The 15,571-nt window shown below is 74.1% G+C and carries 16 protein-coding genes; 9 read left to right on the top strand and 7 right to left on the bottom strand.

What is annotated here, in order from left to right:
* The 3 genes from ACIA8N_RS27690 to ACIA8N_RS27700 all read left to right on the top strand — a co-directional run bounded on the left by ACIA8N_RS27690 (window position 1) and on the right by ACIA8N_RS27700 (window position 4,535).
* Window positions 1–1,143, top strand: a complete 1,143-nt coding sequence (locus ACIA8N_RS27690; RefSeq protein WP_365786717.1) for a PP2C family protein-serine/threonine phosphatase — start codon at window positions 1–3, stop codon at window positions 1,141–1,143.
* A 140-nt stretch (window positions 1,144–1,283) separates the two neighbouring features.
* Entirely contained in the window at window positions 1,284–3,194 is a 1,911-nt protein-coding gene (locus ACIA8N_RS27695; protein WP_365786715.1) for a CocE/NonD family hydrolase C-terminal non-catalytic domain-containing protein, read from the top strand.
* A 168-nt stretch (window positions 3,195–3,362) separates the two neighbouring features.
* Complete coding sequence (locus ACIA8N_RS27700) at window positions 3,363–4,535, top strand: alpha/beta hydrolase (protein ID WP_365786713.1); 1,173 nt, start codon at window positions 3,363–3,365, stop codon at window positions 4,533–4,535.
* A 20-nt stretch (window positions 4,536–4,555) separates the two neighbouring features.
* Here the strand turns inward: ACIA8N_RS27700 and ACIA8N_RS27705 are convergent, their stop codons facing one another.
* The 4 genes from ACIA8N_RS27705 to ACIA8N_RS27720 all read right to left on the bottom strand — a co-directional run bounded on the left by ACIA8N_RS27705 (window position 4,556) and on the right by ACIA8N_RS27720 (window position 7,747).
* Window positions 4,556–5,140, bottom strand: a complete 585-nt coding sequence (locus ACIA8N_RS27705) for a nucleosidase (RefSeq protein ID WP_365786711.1) — start codon at window positions 5,138–5,140, stop codon at window positions 4,556–4,558.
* A 102-nt stretch (window positions 5,141–5,242) separates the two neighbouring features.
* Window positions 5,243–5,452: a DNA-binding protein gene (locus tag ACIA8N_RS27710; protein ID WP_365786709.1), complete on the bottom strand. Its 210-nt coding sequence runs from the start codon at window positions 5,450–5,452 to the stop codon at window positions 5,243–5,245.
* A gap of 40 nt (window positions 5,453–5,492) precedes the next feature.
* Window positions 5,493–6,881 carry a VWA domain-containing protein gene (locus tag ACIA8N_RS27715; RefSeq protein WP_365786707.1) on the bottom strand — a complete coding sequence of 463 codons (1,389 nt, stop codon included), beginning with the start codon at window positions 6,879–6,881 and terminating at the stop codon, window positions 5,493–5,495.
* Window positions 6,878–7,747 (bottom strand): MoxR family ATPase, encoded by an 870-nt coding sequence (locus tag ACIA8N_RS27720; RefSeq protein ID WP_365786705.1) that lies wholly within the window; start codon window positions 7,745–7,747, stop codon window positions 6,878–6,880. Before ACIA8N_RS27720 ends, ACIA8N_RS27715 begins: the two co-directional genes overlap by 4 nt.
* A 179-nt stretch (window positions 7,748–7,926) precedes the next feature.
* Between ACIA8N_RS27720 and ACIA8N_RS27725 the strand changes: the two genes are divergently transcribed.
* Together ACIA8N_RS27725 and ACIA8N_RS27730 are read left to right on the top strand one after the other, a co-directional pair.
* Entirely contained in the window at window positions 7,927–9,105 is a 1,179-nt protein-coding gene (locus ACIA8N_RS27725) for a PP2C family protein-serine/threonine phosphatase (protein WP_365786703.1), read from the top strand.
* A 136-nt stretch (window positions 9,106–9,241) separates the two neighbouring features.
* The gene (locus tag ACIA8N_RS27730; protein WP_365786701.1) at window positions 9,242–9,607 is read left to right on the top strand and encodes a luciferase family protein; all 366 of its coding nucleotides are present in this window, start codon (window positions 9,242–9,244) and stop codon (window positions 9,605–9,607) included.
* Window positions 9,608–9,620: 13 nt separating this feature from the next.
* Here the strand turns inward: ACIA8N_RS27730 and ACIA8N_RS27735 are convergent, their stop codons facing one another.
* Complete coding sequence (locus tag ACIA8N_RS27735) at window positions 9,621–10,136, bottom strand: PaaI family thioesterase (RefSeq protein ID WP_365786699.1); 516 nt, start codon at window positions 10,134–10,136, stop codon at window positions 9,621–9,623.
* Between the two features lie 112 nt (window positions 10,137–10,248).
* Between ACIA8N_RS27735 and ACIA8N_RS27740 the strand changes: the two genes are divergently transcribed.
* Window positions 10,249–10,716, top strand: coding sequence for a helix-turn-helix domain-containing protein (locus ACIA8N_RS27740; protein WP_365786697.1), 468 nt, complete (start codon window positions 10,249–10,251; stop codon window positions 10,714–10,716).
* 118 nt (window positions 10,717–10,834) lie between these two features.
* Window positions 10,835–11,707, top strand: coding sequence for a YhjD/YihY/BrkB family envelope integrity protein (locus tag ACIA8N_RS27745; RefSeq protein WP_365786695.1), 873 nt, complete (start codon window positions 10,835–10,837; stop codon window positions 11,705–11,707).
* A 2-nt stretch (window positions 11,708–11,709) separates the two neighbouring features.
* Here ACIA8N_RS27745 and ACIA8N_RS27750 read toward each other — a convergent pair whose 3' ends face one another.
* Window positions 11,710–12,534: an ABC transporter permease gene (locus ACIA8N_RS27750; RefSeq protein ID WP_365786693.1), complete on the bottom strand. Its 825-nt coding sequence runs from the start codon at window positions 12,532–12,534 to the stop codon at window positions 11,710–11,712.
* The gene (locus ACIA8N_RS27755; RefSeq protein WP_365786691.1) at window positions 12,531–13,439 is read right to left on the bottom strand and encodes an ATP-binding cassette domain-containing protein; all 909 of its coding nucleotides are present in this window, start codon (window positions 13,437–13,439) and stop codon (window positions 12,531–12,533) included. The genes ACIA8N_RS27750 and ACIA8N_RS27755 overlap by 4 nt, the downstream gene beginning before the upstream one ends.
* 134 nt (window positions 13,440–13,573) lie before the next feature.
* Here ACIA8N_RS27755 and ACIA8N_RS27760 point away from each other — a divergent pair, with 134 nt between their 5' ends.
* On the top strand, window positions 13,574–14,887 hold the full coding sequence (locus ACIA8N_RS27760; protein ID WP_365786689.1) for a sensor histidine kinase: 1,314 nt from the start codon (window positions 13,574–13,576) through the stop codon (window positions 14,885–14,887).
* The gene (locus ACIA8N_RS27765; RefSeq protein WP_365786687.1) at window positions 14,884–15,567 is read left to right on the top strand and encodes a response regulator transcription factor; all 684 of its coding nucleotides are present in this window, start codon (window positions 14,884–14,886) and stop codon (window positions 15,565–15,567) included. The genes ACIA8N_RS27760 and ACIA8N_RS27765 overlap by 4 nt, the downstream gene beginning before the upstream one ends.
* Window positions 15,568–15,571 lie beyond the last annotated feature (4 nt).

The raw sequence follows: 15,571 nt of genomic DNA on the forward strand, positions 1-15,571 counted from the left end.
ATGCCCGACGGTCACCGGGGCCGTCCCGGCACAGCGACACGCACGCAGTTCAACATCGGTCGCGCGCTGCCCCTCCTGGTCCTGGCCCTGACGCTCCTCGCGGATGTGCTCACCCCCGACCGGGAGCGCTTCGACCGGCTCCTCGTCGCCGCACCCGCGCTCGCCGCCGTCACCTGGAGCGTGGGCGGGACGATCGGCATCGGGCTGCTCGCCATGGCCGCGCGCGTCCTGCTCACCCTCAACCGCGGCGAGCCGCACGCGTCCGCGTTTCTCGAAAGCGAGATCGTGATCGCGGCCGTCACCGCCGCGGCGGCCTGGGCCAGCCGGGTCCGCACCCGCTATGAACGGGACCTGCGGGAACTCACCGCCGTCGCCGAGGTGGTGCAGCGCGTCGTGCTGCGTCCGCTCCCCGCCCGCCTCGGCCGCTTCGACCTGCACCTGCTGTACGTGGCGGCGGCAGCCAAGGCCAGGATCGGCGGCGACTTCTACGAGGCGGTACGGGTCCCCGGCGCGGTGCGGATCATGCTCGGCGACGTCCAGGGCAAAGGCCTCGGCGCCGTCGAGACGGCCTCCGTCCTGCTCGGCTCCTTCCGCGCCGCCGTCAACGACGCCCCCGGTCTGGCCGCACTCGCCGACCGGCTCGAAGAGGGGCTCGCCCGCTACGGCGCCTGGGACCCCGACTCCGACGCCGCCGAACGCTTCGCCACCGTCGTCCTCGTGGAGCTCCCCGACGGCGAGGACGTCGCACGGTTCCTCAGCTGCGGCCACCCCGCCCCGCTGATCCAGCACGGCGCCGACGTCGCCCCCGTCCACTTCGCCGACCCCTCGCTTCCGGTCAATCTCGCGGGCCTCGCCGAGTCGAGGCACCGCATCGAGCAGGTCCCCTTCCACCCGGGGGACCGCCTGCTCCTCTACACCGACGGCGTCAGCGAGACGCGCGACAGGGCCGGCACCTTCTACCCGCTCGAACCACGGCTGCGCGGGTGGGCGGCGCGACCGGCCGGGGAACTGCCGGCGCTCCTGCACGAGGACCTCGCCGACTACGGCGCGGACGGCCTCGACGACGACGTCGCCGCCCTGCTCGTTGTCTTCCCCCCCCGAGGCCCACTGACCCGTCCCGATCGTCCTCAAACATCGACTTAAGGGCGGCTTGTGTCGTTCCCGACCGGTTGAGCGACACGTGCGCCGTTCGTGCGCTCTGTTCGCTCAACCCCGCATACGTGAGGCTTGCGACCGTCCGCCAGGCGGACAGCCACCAGTCCAGTCGAGAGGAACGGGTGCACGTGCCCCAGGAGAACCCCTTCACCACCGGCTCGTCGGAACACTTCCCCGGCTTCCAGGACGTCACGGCGGGCCTGACCGCCGCCGAGACCTCCCGGATCACCGGGCGCGGCCTCTGGGCCGCCGACGGAACGGTGGACCCCGGCGCCGTCAGGCTCGGCCAGACGCTCGCCAACGCGCTCCTCGCCACGCCGGTGGACACCGATGCCGCCGAGGCGCTGCTCCCCGCCGAACTCGCCGCGTTCGTCCAGGAGGTACGAGGCCTGGCCCTCCCCGCGTACCACCGCATCGAAGGGGCCGCACCGGACGTCCGGCTCTCCGCCTTCAGCCTCCGGCAGCTCGCCCCGGGCCCGCACCCCCTCGTCGTCGTCCCGGCCGGCTGGACGCCCTTCGGCTGGCCCCTGTTCCTCTGGTCCTACCTCGTCCTCGCTCACAAGGGCTACGACGTCCTCGCCTACACCCCCCGAGGTCTCGGCATCCCCGGCCTGCCGTCCACCTCCAGCGGCTTCGTCGACGTCGCCGGGCCCCACGACTGGGCCGACGGCTCCGCCGTCCTCGACTTCGCCGAGGACCACTTCGACACGACCGTCATCGGCTTCATGGGGGAGTCCTACGGTTCCGGCATCAGCCAGCTCGTCGCCGCCCACGACGAACGGGTCGCCGCCGTCGTCGCCCTCAGCACCTGGGGCAACCTCGCGACCAGCCTCTACGACAACAACACCCGCCACCTCGCGGCCGTCAAGGCGCTCCTCGCCCTCACCGGCGGGACGGTGGAGACCAAGTTCGACGAGGACAACCAGCGGATCCTCGCCGACTTCCAGGCCGACCGGAACCTGGACGGCGTCGTCGCGTGGGGCCGGCTGCGCGCCCCCGAGTCGTACCTCGACCTGACCAACGGCAAGGGCACGCCCACCTTCTTCTCCAACACCTGGCACGAGAGCCTCTTCGCGGTCAACCAGACCCTGGAGACGTTCAACGGCCTGGACGTGCCCAAGCGGCTCAACCTCTGGATCGGCGACCACGCCGCGCCCGAGGGCCCCGCGCTCATCGGCCCGCCCGCCACACCCGGCGAGGTGAACATCCCGATGGCGGAGGCGTACGCCTGGCTCGACCACCACCTCAAGGGTGAAGCCAACGGGGTGGAGGACTGGCCGCAGGTCTGCAACCAGGTGATGTTCACCTACGTGACGGAACCGGTCCTGGACCCCGTGACCGGCGAGCCGACCGGCGAGAAGCGGATCGTCACGCCCGCCTTCCGGGAGACCAGCCCCGGCTGGAGCGAGGTCACCCGCGGCGTCGAGGTGTTCGGCCTCACCGGCGACGGCGCGGGCGGCACCGACGGCCGCCTCCTTCCGGCGGCCGGGGGAGCGCCGGGGGCGGAGGAGACCGGCTGGCGGCGCGCGTTCCTCGCCGGCGTCGACACCGAGGCCACCGCCATGGACGCGATCATGAAGACCGGCCAGGCGGAGTGGGCGGGCAACCCCAAGATCTACGACACCCGCAAGATCGACCGCCGGCACGCGGTCGCGTGGACGACCGAACCGCTGGTTCCGTCCAAGGGCGAGGAGGCCGCGGGCCGCCGGGTCCGCGGCATCCCCCGGCTGCGCCTCACGGTCCGCTCCACCGCCACCTCCGCGAGCCTGTACGCCCATCTCCTGGACGTCGCCGAGGACGACACGGCCCGGATCATCAGCCACGAGCCGCTCAACGTGTACGGCCTGATCCCCGATCAGGACACCACCGTCACCTGGAGGCTCCAGGCGGCGGCGTACGACATCGCCTCCGGCCACCGGCTGATGCTCGTCGTCGACAGCAAGGACCCGCTGTACGGAGACGCCTCGGTCACCTGGACGCAGACCGGCATCGGCTCCCCGGAGGGGGACCCCTCCTTCCTGGAACTGCCGCTCGGCTGACCGGCGGAAGCGGTACGGCGGGCGGGTGCGCGGTTCGTTCGGGCGCGCACCCGCCCGTCCCGGGCCGCCCCGGACGCGGACACACCGCCCCGCGTCAGCCGCTGGTCTGACCCGACATGAGCCCCCAGCAGGACGCGCCTCTCCCTCCGCCCTGCCTAGCCTGCCCCCATGAACCGACTCAGCGGGGCGGCAGCGGCCGCCCTCCTCGCCTGTTCCCTCGCGTTACCCGCCACCCTCGCCACGGCGGGCCCCGCCACGGCGGACCCCGCCACGGCCGCGGTCCCGGCCGTCACCCGGGTCGTGCTGCCCGCGCCCACCGGGCCGTACGCCCTCGGCCGGACCGTCCTGCCGCTCGTCGACCGCTCCCGCGCCGACCCCTGGGTCCCGAGTGCGGACGGCCGCCAACTGATGGTCACCCTCCACTACCCGGCCGCGCGCCCCGGCGGAGGACGCCCCGCCCCGTACGCCACGGCCGAGGAGGCGCGGCTGCTCGCCGAGCAGCTCGGCCCCGGCGTCTCCGGTGACGTGCTCGCCCGGACGCGCACCCACAGCAGGACCGACGCCCGCCCGGCGCCGGGCCGTCACCCCCTGGTGCTTCTCTCGCCGGGCTTCGGGGTCTCCCGATGGACGCTCACCCACCTCGCCGAGGACCTCGCCTCCCGCGGCTACGTCGTCGCCTCCGTCGACCATGCCTACGAGTCGTACGGAATCAGCGTTCCCGGCGGCCGCACCCTCACCTGTGTCGCCTGCACCGCCCTCGACGAGGGCGGTGTGCACCCCGGCGTGGTCACCACGACCCGCGCCGCCGACGTCCGCCACGTCCTGGACCGGCTCACCGGCCCCCGCCCGGTCCGGCGGTACGCCGACATGATCGACGCGGGGCGGATCGGCATGGCGGGTCACTCCATCGGCGGGGCGAGCGCGGCCACCGCGATGGCGGCCGATCCGCGCGTCGACGCCGGGGTCAACATGGACGGGGCCTTCTGGGAGGAGCTTCCGGCGGAGGGCCTGCGGGGTCGCCCGTTCCTGATGCTCGGGACACACGACGCCACACATCTGCCCGGCGGGACCGACACCACCTGGGACCGCACGTGGCCCGCCCTCGACGGATGGAAGCGCTGGATCACGGTGGCCGGATCCGAGCACTTCACCTTCTCCGACGCCCCCGTGATCACACGCCACTTCGGCCTGCCGCAACCCGAGCTGCCCACCGACCGGGCCGTCGCCGTCACCCGGACGTACGTCGCCGCCTTCTTCGACCAGCACCTGCGAAAGCTCCCGCGTCCCGTGCTCGACGGCCCGTCAGCGGCGAACCCCGAGGTCCACTTCCAGCACCCCTGACCGACCGGGGCCGAAGCGCCTCAGGAGCGGTACGGGGTGTTCGCCTCGGCCCAGTCGGCAAGCGCCCGCGCGCACTCGGCGACCGATTCACGCCAGGTGCGCGCGGCACCGTCACCGGCCTCGTCGCTGACGTGCTTCACGATGCGCAGGGGCACCCCGGCGAGTTCCGCGGCCGCCGCGAGCGCGTACCCCTCCATGTCGACGAGCGGCGCCCGCTCCGCGAGCCGCGCGCGGGCGGCCTCGTCCGAGATGAACGCGTCCCCGGTGGCCAGGACCACCTCGCCGCCGTCCGGCAGCGCGAGCGGAGCCCCGTACGTCTCGCCGGTCAGCGTCGCGAGCAGCTCGCCGTCGAGGTCGTGCTGCAGCACGGTCCCGACCACGTGCGTCCCGGTCCAGCCGGGCCGCAGCGCCCCGGCCGTCCCCAGGTTCACGATCCCGGCCGGCCGCGGGCCCCGGCCGAGGACGGTCGCGAGCGCGGTCGCCGCGTTCACCTTGCCCATGCCGGTCAGCAGCACGGGCAGGTCCGTGTCCAGGAACTGCGCCTCCTCCTTGACGGCGAGGACGAGCAGCGGACGGTCGGCCGAGATGTCTCCCAAGAGTTCCATGGGGGCCACGCTAGTTCGAGCGCCCGCCCGCCGTACAACCGGGACGAGGGTCGGTACGCCCGGGCCCCGGGCCGGCACGCCCCGACCCGTCGGCGACGGGCCTCACCCCAGCGACAGACCGCGCTCCGCGAGCGCCTCGCCGAGCACCCGCAGCGCCTTCGGCCCCACGCCGTGCAGGGCGGCCAGTTCCGCGGCCGGCACCCCCGCGAGCTGGTCGAGCCGGGTGTACCCGGCCGCGGCCAGGGCGCGCGTCGCGGGCGCGCCGACGGCGCGGGGGAAGTCGGTCTCTGGGCGATCGGATCCGGTGGCCATGGAGCGATCGTGCCACGGCGGCGTACGGATCCGCCCGCCGTCAGACCGGAAGCAGACGGCCGACCAGCGCCCCCAGCTGGCGGGCGTTCCGGCAGGGGCGCATGTCGACGAGACCGGCGTACGCCGGGGCCACCGAGTCGCCCGTGCCCCACAGCGAGGGCTGCTCGGGGTTGAGCCAGTGGACCCGCCGCGCCCGGCCCGCGATCCGCTCAAGGGCCGTGAGGTTCGGGTCAGAGCCGTTGGTGCGGGCGTCCCCGAGGACGAAGACCACCGTGCGCGGGCCGACGGCCTCCGCGTACCGCTCGGCGAACTCTCCGAGCGCCGTCCCGTAGTCGCTCTGCCCGTGCCACCCGGTCAGCTCCGCCTCCGCGAGGATGCGGTCGCCGAGACCCGCCGGGTCCGCCGGACCCCGGGCGATCAGACCCGTCACCTCGTCCACCCGGTTGACGAAGGCGAACACCCGCACCCGGCTGAACTGGTCGTGCAAGGCCTGCACCAGCAACATCGTGAACTGCGCGAAACCGGCCACCGACCCGGACACGTCACACAGCAGCACCAGCTCGGGCCGCCGCGGAGGACGCCGCCGAAAGACCGGACGCACCGGCACGCCCCCGGTCGACAGCGAGCGCCGCAGCGTCCGCCGCAGATCGATCTCCCCGCGTGCCGCCCGGCGCCGCCGGGCCGCGAGCCGGGTGGCCAGCTTCCGCGCCAGCGGCCGTACCGTCCGCCGCAGCTCGTGCAGCTGCGCCCGCCCGGCGAGGAGGAAGTCCACGGTGTCCGCCGTCCCCGCGACCGCACGGCGTGCGACCCGGTCGCGGCCCTGCCGCTCCGCGACGCGCCGCCGGGCCTCGGTCCGCACCCGCTCGCGGAAGGCTTCGATCCGCCGCCGGATCTCGTCGTCGAGGAGCCGGTCGGTGAACTCCGCGTCCTCCGACTGGGACGCCGCCCGGTGGCGCTCCCGCACCCGGGCGAGCAGCGTCTCGGGGCGCAGCCGGGAGAGCGTCTGGTACGAGGACCAGCCGTCCGACCCGGGTCCGGAGCCGTAGCCGCCGAAACCGCCCACCGCCTCGGCCGCCAGCAGGTCGAGGGCGGCGTCGTCACCGGCGGTCAGGGCCCGGGTGAGCCGCTCGCGCAGCGCGGCCAGATCGGCGGGGGTGTGTCCGTGCGGCTCCGCGGGTCCGGAGTGCCCGAGCGGGAAGTACAGGTCGAAGACCCGGTCGAAGACCGGCCGCTGTGTCTCCCCGTGCAGCAGGGTCGCCGCCAGCGCCTCCCGTACCCGCGCCCGGTCCGTGAAGCCGACAGCTTCGAGCGCGTGCGCCGCGTCGACGCTCTCGCCCGTCCCGATCCCGAACCCGTGATCGCGCAGCGCCCCCACCAGACCGGTGAGCCGTGCGACCGCCCCCGCCCCGGCCGGCTGCGCCGTGCTCACACCGCGTCCAGATCGAGCTTGGCGGCGGCCTTCACGATGTCCTCCTGGTGCTTCAGGAGGACGCCCAGGGTCTCCCGTACGACCCGCTCGTCCAGTCGGTCCGCGCCGAGCGCGAGCAGGGTACCGGCCCAGTCGATCGTCTCCGAGACGGACGGCGCCTTCCGCAGGTCCATCGCCCGCAGCGCGCCGACGACCCGCACCACGGAGGCGGCGAGCGCGGCGTCGAGCCCGGGAACCTTCAGGGTGACGATCCGGCGCTCCAGCTCCTCCTCGGGGAAGCCGATGTGCAGGAAGAGGCAGCGGCGGCGCAGCGCCTCGGAGAGTTCACGGCTCGCGTTCGAGGTGAGGACGGTGAACGGGCGCCGCGTCGCCGTGATCGTGCCGAGCTCGGGGACCGTGATCTGGAAGTCGCCGAGGACCTCCAGGAGCAGGCCCTCCACCTCCACGTCGGCCTTGTCGGTCTCGTCGATCAGGAGCACCGTCGGCCCTTCGGACCGGATCGCGGTGAGCAGCGGCCGGGGGAGCAGGAACTCCTCGCCGAAGATGTCCGTCCGCGTCTCGTCCCAGGACTCGCCCCGCCCGGCCGTGATCCGCAGCAGCTGCTTGGCGTGGTTCCACTCGTACAGCGCCCGGGACTCGTCGACGCCCTCGTAGCACTGCAGCCGCACCAGGCTCGCGCCCGTCACCTCGGTCACGGCCTTGGCGAGCTCCGTCTTGCCGACGCCGGCCGGGCCCTCCACGAGCAGCGGCTTGCCGAGGCGGTCGGCGAGGAAGACGGTGGTGGCGACGGCGGGCGACGCCAGATAGCCGGTCGCGGCGAGCCGTTCGGCGACATCGTCGACGGAGCTGAAGAATCCGGTCGTCATGGCGGTCCCCCCGGGGAGCGAGATCTCGTACTGGCCAGTAGCCTCTGCTGTACTTGATCAGATCGGGCACCGCCGCACAACCGCCCGTGCGAGGTCCGTACCGCGCGCGGGTCGCCACCCGCTGGTGCAATGGGGGAACCGGGTACGCCACCCGGGGACCGCGCGGCGGTGGAGGTGTCGTGGCGGAACGGGACACGGAACGGGCCGAGGCCCTCCTGAACAGGGTGCGAGCCCTGGAACAGGCGATCGGCGAGATAGGCACCACGCTCGACGAGACGAACACCTGCCGCGAACTGGCGGCCTTCGCCGCCCGCCACCTGCACGCCGCCACGGCCGTCGACCTGGCGACCGAGCCCGGCGCCCCGCTCCGCCGCGCCGCGCACGCGGAACCGACGACGTCCGGACCCGAGCCGGTCGCCGCGCCGGGCGGCGGAGCCGCCGCTGACGATCGCCCCCTGCCCGCTCCCACCGCCGCCCACACGCTCTCCCTTCCTCTCGCCGTCCACGACGAGGCGCCCCTCGGGGCGGTCACCGTCAGCCGTACCGGCGGCGAGCCCTTCACCGGCGACGAGGCGGCCCTCCTCCGCCACACCGCACGGCTCGCCGCCCGGCACCTCGCCCACGCCCGGCGCCTCGCGGCCACCGAGGACACCGCGCTCCACCTCCAGCGCGCCCTAGTCGCCGAGCCGGGCCGCCCGCACCCCAACCTGGAGATCGCCGGCGGCTACCTCCCGGCCGGGCCCCGCGCCCTCGTGGGCGGCGACTGGTTCGAGACGGTACGGCTCCACTTCGGCCGCAGCCTCCTCGTCGTCGGCGACGTCATGGGGCACGGCCTGGACGCGGCCGTCGACATGAACGCCTACCGCACCGCCCTCCGCGAGGTCGCCGCCACCGACCTGCCACCGCACCGGGTGCTGCGCCACCTCGACTCCGTGGTCGCCGAGGACGAAGCCCGCCGCCCGGCCACCTGCCTGCTCGTCCGGGTCGACCCCGCCCGCGGCGCCGCGACCTTCGCCAGCGCCGGGCACCTGCCGCCCGTCGTGTTCGGCGCGGACGGCTCGGCGGAGCTCGTCGACCTCCCGGTGGGTCCGCCGCTCGGCACCGGCGTCGGCGGCTACGAACCGACCACCCGCCCGCTCACCCCGGGCGACACCCTGCTGATCTTCACCGACGGCCTCGTCGAGCGGCGCGGCGAGGACATCGACATGTCCCTCGGCCGTCTCGCGGCCCTCCGGCTCCCCGCGGACTCCGGTCCCGGCCAGGTCGTCGAAGAGGTCCTCCGACGCCTCGGCGCGCACGGGGCCGAGGACGACGTGGCCGTCCTCGCGGCCCGCATCCGCGCCCGCGCACCACAGTGACACCGAGTCACGTCCGCCCCACGGACCGCCGTGACGTACGGTCACATCAGCCCTGGCAGGGCCGTGTTTCACGCCTGAGCGGGATTCTTCCCGCAGGACGCTTGTGCGCGGCCCCGGGGCCCGGCACGCTCCTCGTATGAACACGGCCTGGCATGCCAGTGAACGTCTGATGAGCTGGCCCTCGCTGACCCCCGGCCGCGCCCATTGCGGCGCCGAGCTCGGACTGGGCACCGCGACGCAGGAGATCGTCCACTTCCACGGCGAGCACGAGGCCGACGTCCACCTCACCCGCGCCATGATCGCGAAACTGCGCCCGGCCCTCCTCGGGTCGACCGCGGTCCGGCTCCGGGCCGGTTCGGGCTGGGTGACGGTCCGGCTCGACATCGGGTCGGACATCGACCTGCTCGCCACCCTCGTGAGCGCCGCCCTCCAGGCCAACGGGGTGCCGGACGTGGCCCCGGACGGCTGCACCCGCACCCGCCCGGTCTCCGGGATCCGCTGAGCCGAGCCGGGCGCTACGCGCGCGTGCCCCCGGAACCCGCCGCCGGGACGGGGAACAGCATGCACGTGCTGGTCGCGTGGGCGAGCAGCCGGTCCTCCGCGTCGTACAGACCCGCCTCCGCGAGCGCGGTCCTGCGTCCCCGTGACAGCACGGTGCCGATCGCCCGTACCTTGCCCGTGCCGGCGGTGAGCGGCCGGAGGAAGCGGGTCGACAGGTCGAGCGAGGTGTACGCCGTGCCCAGGGGGAGCGTCGAGTGGACCGCGCAGCCGGCCGCCGAGTCGAGCAGGGTCGCGAACACCCCGCCGTGCACGCTGCCGATGGGGTTGTAGTGCTCCTCGCCCGGTTCGAAGACGAACACCGCCCGCCCGTCCTCGACCTCCTCCAGGCCGAAGCCGAGGAGCGCGGCGATCGGCGGACCGGGCAGGCGCCCGGCCACCATCTCCCGCAGGAAGTCGAGACCCGCCATCGTCGCGGCGGCGCGCGCGGTGGCCCCGGCGTCCTCCCATTCGACCGTGCGTGACCGCCCCATGACCACTCTCCGCCCGCCGCGGCCGGCTGACTCCCAGCTGGCTCTGTGTGGTGAAGCTAGCTTCCGCGTCAGCTGACTGTCAACGACGCAGTCAGGTGGCTAGAGTGTGACGATGAAGTGGCTGGAGACGGACACGGAGAACTGCTCGGTCCGCCGCACCCTCGACCTCGTGGGCGAGAAGTGGACCCTGCTGATCGTGCGGGACGCCTTCAACGGCGTCCGCCGCTACGACGAGTTCCGCAGGCACCTCGGGCTCTCCGAGGCGGTGCTCGCCGACCGCCTCCGCAAACTGGTCGCGGCCGGGGTCCTGCGCGCCGAGCCGTACCGCGAACCCGGTGCCAGGACCCGGTACGAGTACCGGCTCACCCCCAAGGGCGTCGACCTGTGGCCCGTACTCCTCGCCCTCAAGCAGTGGGGCGACACCCACGCCGGGGTTCCCGAAGGCCCGGTCCTCGACGTCCGGCACACCGACTGCGGAGCCCCCGTCCGGGTCGTCGTCCAGTGCGAGGGCGACGAACGGGCCACGCTCACGGCCCGTGACGTCACCGCCCGCCCCGGCCCGGGAGCCCGACCGCTCTGACCGACCGCTCTGCCCGACCGCTCTGACCGTCCCCTCTGACGGTCCGCTCCGACCGCCCGGCACCCGTTCGGCCGCACCCCTGAGGTGTCCCGCCGTCCCGCCGGGTACGTCACGAGACATGCCCTCCACACCCGGTCCGCCGCACGACGGTCCCCCGACCGAACACGGCCACTGGATCCAGCGCCTCCACGCCCGCGCCGTCGCCTCGCCATTCGGGCTCGCCTGGAACCGCGGCCGGGCCATGGAACTGATGCACCGTGCCATGGGCTTCGCGGCGCTCAGCCTGCTCACCCTCGTCCCGCTCCTCATCGTCGTCGCCGCGGCCGACCTCGCGAGCGGCCAGGGCTTCGCGCGCTGGCTCGTCCAGGGCCTCGGCGTCTCCGAGGTCTCGCAGGAGGAGGTCGAGCGGCTCTTCGGCCAGCCTGGACAGGCGCTGCAACGCACCACCGCCTTCGGTCTCGCCGCCCTCGCCGCGTTCGGCGTCACCTTCGGATCCGCCGTACAGACCGGGTACGAGCGGGTCTGGGACCTCCCCACCGCCCGCTGGCACACCATGTGGCGGCACGTCGTCTGGCTCGCGGTCCTCGTCACCGCCCTCCTCCTCTTCGTCGCCAACCCCGCACCCGCCGACTCCCCGGCCGTGATGACCGCCTTCGTCGCCCTCGTCGACCTCGTCGGCACTTTCTTCTTCTTCTGGTGGTCCCAGCGCTTCCTGCTCTGCGGCCGCATCCGCTGGCGCGCCCTCGCTCCCGGGGCCGCCCTCACCGCGCTCGGCCTGCTGGGGCTGCGGATCTTCTCCCAGTTCGTGTTCTCCCCGCTCATCGCCTCGAACGCGGTGACGTACGGCCAGTTCGGCACCGTCCTCGTCCTGCAGTCCTGGCTCGTCGGCGTCGGCTTCGTCGTGTACGGCGGCGCCCTCGTCGGTCGCCTCGTCCACGAGCACCTCCTCGCCCGCCGCCTCGCCCGGAGAGGAGTCGGCGGCGCCTCCTGAGGTCACTGGTCCCGGCGCCGTACCGCCAGTACCGTCACGGCCGCCGCGCCCAGCGCCCACAGCGCGTACACCAGCCAGGCGCCTCCCGCCGTCCACGGGTACGGCCCCTCGACCGGTCCCACGGCCACCAGGCGCTGCCACGCGTGCAGCGGTGTCGCGTGGGCGAGGACCGCGGTGAGGTGACGCCGGTCGCCGAGGACCGACGGCAGCAGCAGGAGCAGTACGACCGAACCGACGACCGAGACCGCGCTGTGCCGCAGCAGCGCGCCGAGCGCCGCTCCGGTCAGCGCGCAGACCGGAGCGAGCAGCGCGGACGCCACGACGACCCGCAGCGCCCCGGGGTGGGTGAGCGGCAGCCCCGCGCCCCGCTCGGCGAGCACCGCCTGCGTCGACCAGAACGAGAGTCCCGCGACGACCGCCCCGAACCCGCTCTGCACGCCCGCCACGACCAGCAGCTTCGCCGCCATCAGCGAGCCCCGCGCCGGCACCGCCGCGAACGTCGTACGGACGAGACCGCTGCCGTACTCGCCGACCACCGCCACCGCCCCCATCGCGGCGGCGCACAGGATCAGCACCATCGACGCGTTCCCCGTGAACGCGTCCCCCAGCGCCATCCCGTTCCGCACGAACCCGACCCTGCCCTCCGCGTCGTACTGGAACCAGTAGCGGTAGTGGTCCCAGGCGGTGCCGAGGTTGAAGGCGACCACGGCCAGGGTGCCGAGGAGCAGTGACCAGCCCGTCGAGCGCAGCGACCACAGCTTCAGCCACTCCGACGCGATCAGGTCCAGGAAGCGGGCGTGGGGCTCCCGCACGGTGAGGGCGGTCATCGGGCGTCTCCTGCCGGGTATTCGACACTGTCGGCGGTCAGTTCCATGAACGCCTCCTCCAACGAGGCGGTACGCGTGGTCAGCTGGTCGAGCGGCAGCCGGTGTTCCAGGGCGAGTACGCCGATCCGGGCGGCGGAGAGGCCCGTCACCGTCAGCAGACCGGACTCCTCCCGGACCTCCGCGCCCTCCGAGAGCAGCAGCGCCGTGAGAAGCGCCCGGTCGGCGGTGCCGACGGTCACGCTCAGCCGGGCCCCGCGCGCCGCGAAGTCCGTGAGGCTCTCCGCCGCGATCAGCGTGCCGCGGCCGATGACGACGAGTTCGTCGGCGGTGTGCTCCATCTCGCTCATCAGATGACTGGAGACGAACACCGTGCGGCCCTCGGCCGCGAGGCGCCGGAACAGTCCCCGCACCCACTTCACCCCCTCCGGATCGAGGCCGTTGAGCGGCTCGTCGAACAGGAGCACGGGCGGGTCGCCGAGCAGCGCGCCCGCGATCCCGAGCCGCTGCCGCATGCCGAGGGAGTAGCCGCCGACCCGCCGTCCGGCCGCCGCCGCGAGACCGACCTCGGCCAGGACCTCGTCGACCCGGGGGAGGGGGATGCGGTTGCTCCGCGCCAGGACCGCGAGATGTGCCCGGGCGGTCCGACCGCCCTGTACGTCGCCCGCGTCGAGCAGCGCGCCGACGTGCCGCAGGCCGCGCGGCCGGTCCCGGAACCGCCGGCCGTCGACCGTGACGGAGCCGCTCGTCGGCGTGTGCAGCCCGAGGATCATCCGCAGCGTCGTGCTCTTGCCCGCCCCGTTCGGCCCGAGGAAGCCGGTCACGACGCCCGGCCGGACCGTGAAGCTGAGCGAGTCGACGGCCGTCTTGGAGCCGTATCGCCTGGTGAGTTCCCTTGCTTCGATCATGGGCACCACCGTGCCGCCCCGACCCGGCGGCGGGCATCGGACCAGGACGGACAATCGGCGCCGGGCCCTGTCACCCCAGGTCGTACAACCCTGGTCCGATGACCCCGGCGAGACCCGGCCTTTACGATCACCGCATGTCCGCCACCCCGTCAGCGCAGCTCCTCAAGAAGGTCACTCCGGGAGGATGGGCCGCCCTCGCCTGGAGCGCGGGCCTCCTCTTCACCGGCCTCCTGCGCGTGCGGTTGCCCGGCCAGGAGCAGGCGGACGTGTTCCGCGGCGTGGTGTTCCTCCGTTGGGACGGCCTCACGATGCTGGCCCTCGCCACCGCCCTCGCCCTGCGTGGCTCCCTGCTCCTGACCCGCCGTCCGACCGCCGCCCTGTGGTTCCTCCTCTCCGCCGCGGTCGTCGGCTCCACCCCGCTCGGCGTCACCGCCATCCCCTTCGCCCAGTACCTCGCCGTCGACGTCGCCCTGTATGTCATCGCCGCCGCCCGGCCGCCCCGCGAGGCCGGCCGCGCGCTGCTCGCCGCCCTCGGAGTCCTCGTCGGCCACCTGGCGGTACGCCTGCTCGCGGGCTGGAGCGTGGGCACCACCGGCGCGCTCGCGGTGGGCCTCACCGCCGTCGTCGTCTGGCTCCTCGGCCGGTCGGAGCACCAGAGCCGGACGTACGCGGAACGGAGCCGCGCCCAGGTCGCCGAGCAGGCGGTCACCGCCGAACGTCTCCGCATCGCCCGGGAGATGCACGACACCGTCGCCCACACCATCGGCATCGTCGCCCTCCAGGCCGGCGCCGCCCGGCGCGTCATGGACACCCAGCCGGAACAGGTCCGACAGGCGCTCAGCGAGATCGAGACGGCGAGCCGCGAGACCCTGGCGGGGCTGCGCCGGATGCTCGGCGCGCTGCGCACCGAAGAGCCGGGCCGCCCCGGAGCACGTCCCGCCGACGGCGCAGGCCTCCCGGAACCGCCCGGCCTCCCCGAACTGCCCGAACTGCCCGGCCTCCCCGAACTGCCCGAACTGCCCGGCCTCCCCGAACTGCCCGGCCTCGCCGTGCTCGACCGGCTCGCGGAGGCCACCGCGTCCGCCGGAGTCCGCGTCGCCGTCCACCGGGTGGGGGCGCCCCGCCCCCTGCCGCCGGACATCGACCTCTCCGCCTTCCGTGTCGTCCAGGAGTCCGTCACCAACGTCGTACGGCACTCGGGCGCCGACTCCTGCACGGTCACCGTCGACCAGCGGGACCCCGAGGCCCTCGTCGTCACCGTCGAGGACCGGGGCGTCGCCCCCGGCCGGGACCGGAACCCCGCCGCGGGCGGGTCGGGCCACGGCCTCACCGGGATGCGCGAGCGCGTGACCCTGCTCCACGGCGACTTCGCCGCCGGACCGCGCCCGGGCGGCGGCTTCCGCGTCACCGCCCGCATTCCCCTTCCCTCAGGAGTCACCACCCGATGAGCGAGACCACCACCGACCGCCCCGTCCGGGTCGTCCTCGCCGACGACCAGCCCCTGGTGCGCACCGCGCTCCGGATGGTCATGGCCGACACGCCCGACCTCGTCGTCGCGGGCGAGGCGGCGAACGGCGCCGAGGCCGTCCGCCTCGTGGAGGAGAGCGGCGCCGACGTCGTCGTCATGGATCTGCGCATGCCCGGTACCGACGGCATCGAGGCGACGCGACTCATCACCGAAGGCCCCAGCGGCGCCCGGGTGGTCGTGCTCACCACCTTCGACGACGACGACCACGTGTACGGGGCGCTGCACGCCGGCGCGTCCGGGTTCCTGGTGAAGGACATGGGCCTGGACGACATCCTGGCCGCCGTCCGCGTCGTGGCCTCCGGCGACGCCCTCATCGCCCCCAGCGTCACCCGGCGCCTCATCAAGGAGTTCACCGACCGACCGAGGACCGCGTCCGCCACGGCGCCCCGGCGCCGGGCCGAGGGCATCACCGACCGTGAGCGCGAGGTGCTCACCCTCGTCGGGCGTGGCCTCTCCAACACGGAGGTCGCCGCCGCACTCCACATCAGCGTCGCCACGGCCAAGACCTATGTGACCCGGCTCCTGGCCAAACTGGGCGCCCGCGACCGGGTGCAGCTGGTGATCATCGCGTACGAGGCGGGCCTGGTCTCCGCGGCCTGACCGG

Origin of the sequence: Streptomyces sp. NPDC051822, from assembly GCF_044452745.1 — a bacterium.
In the GTDB taxonomy this organism is placed as follows: Bacteria; Actinomycetota; Actinomycetes; order Streptomycetales; family Streptomycetaceae; genus Streptomyces.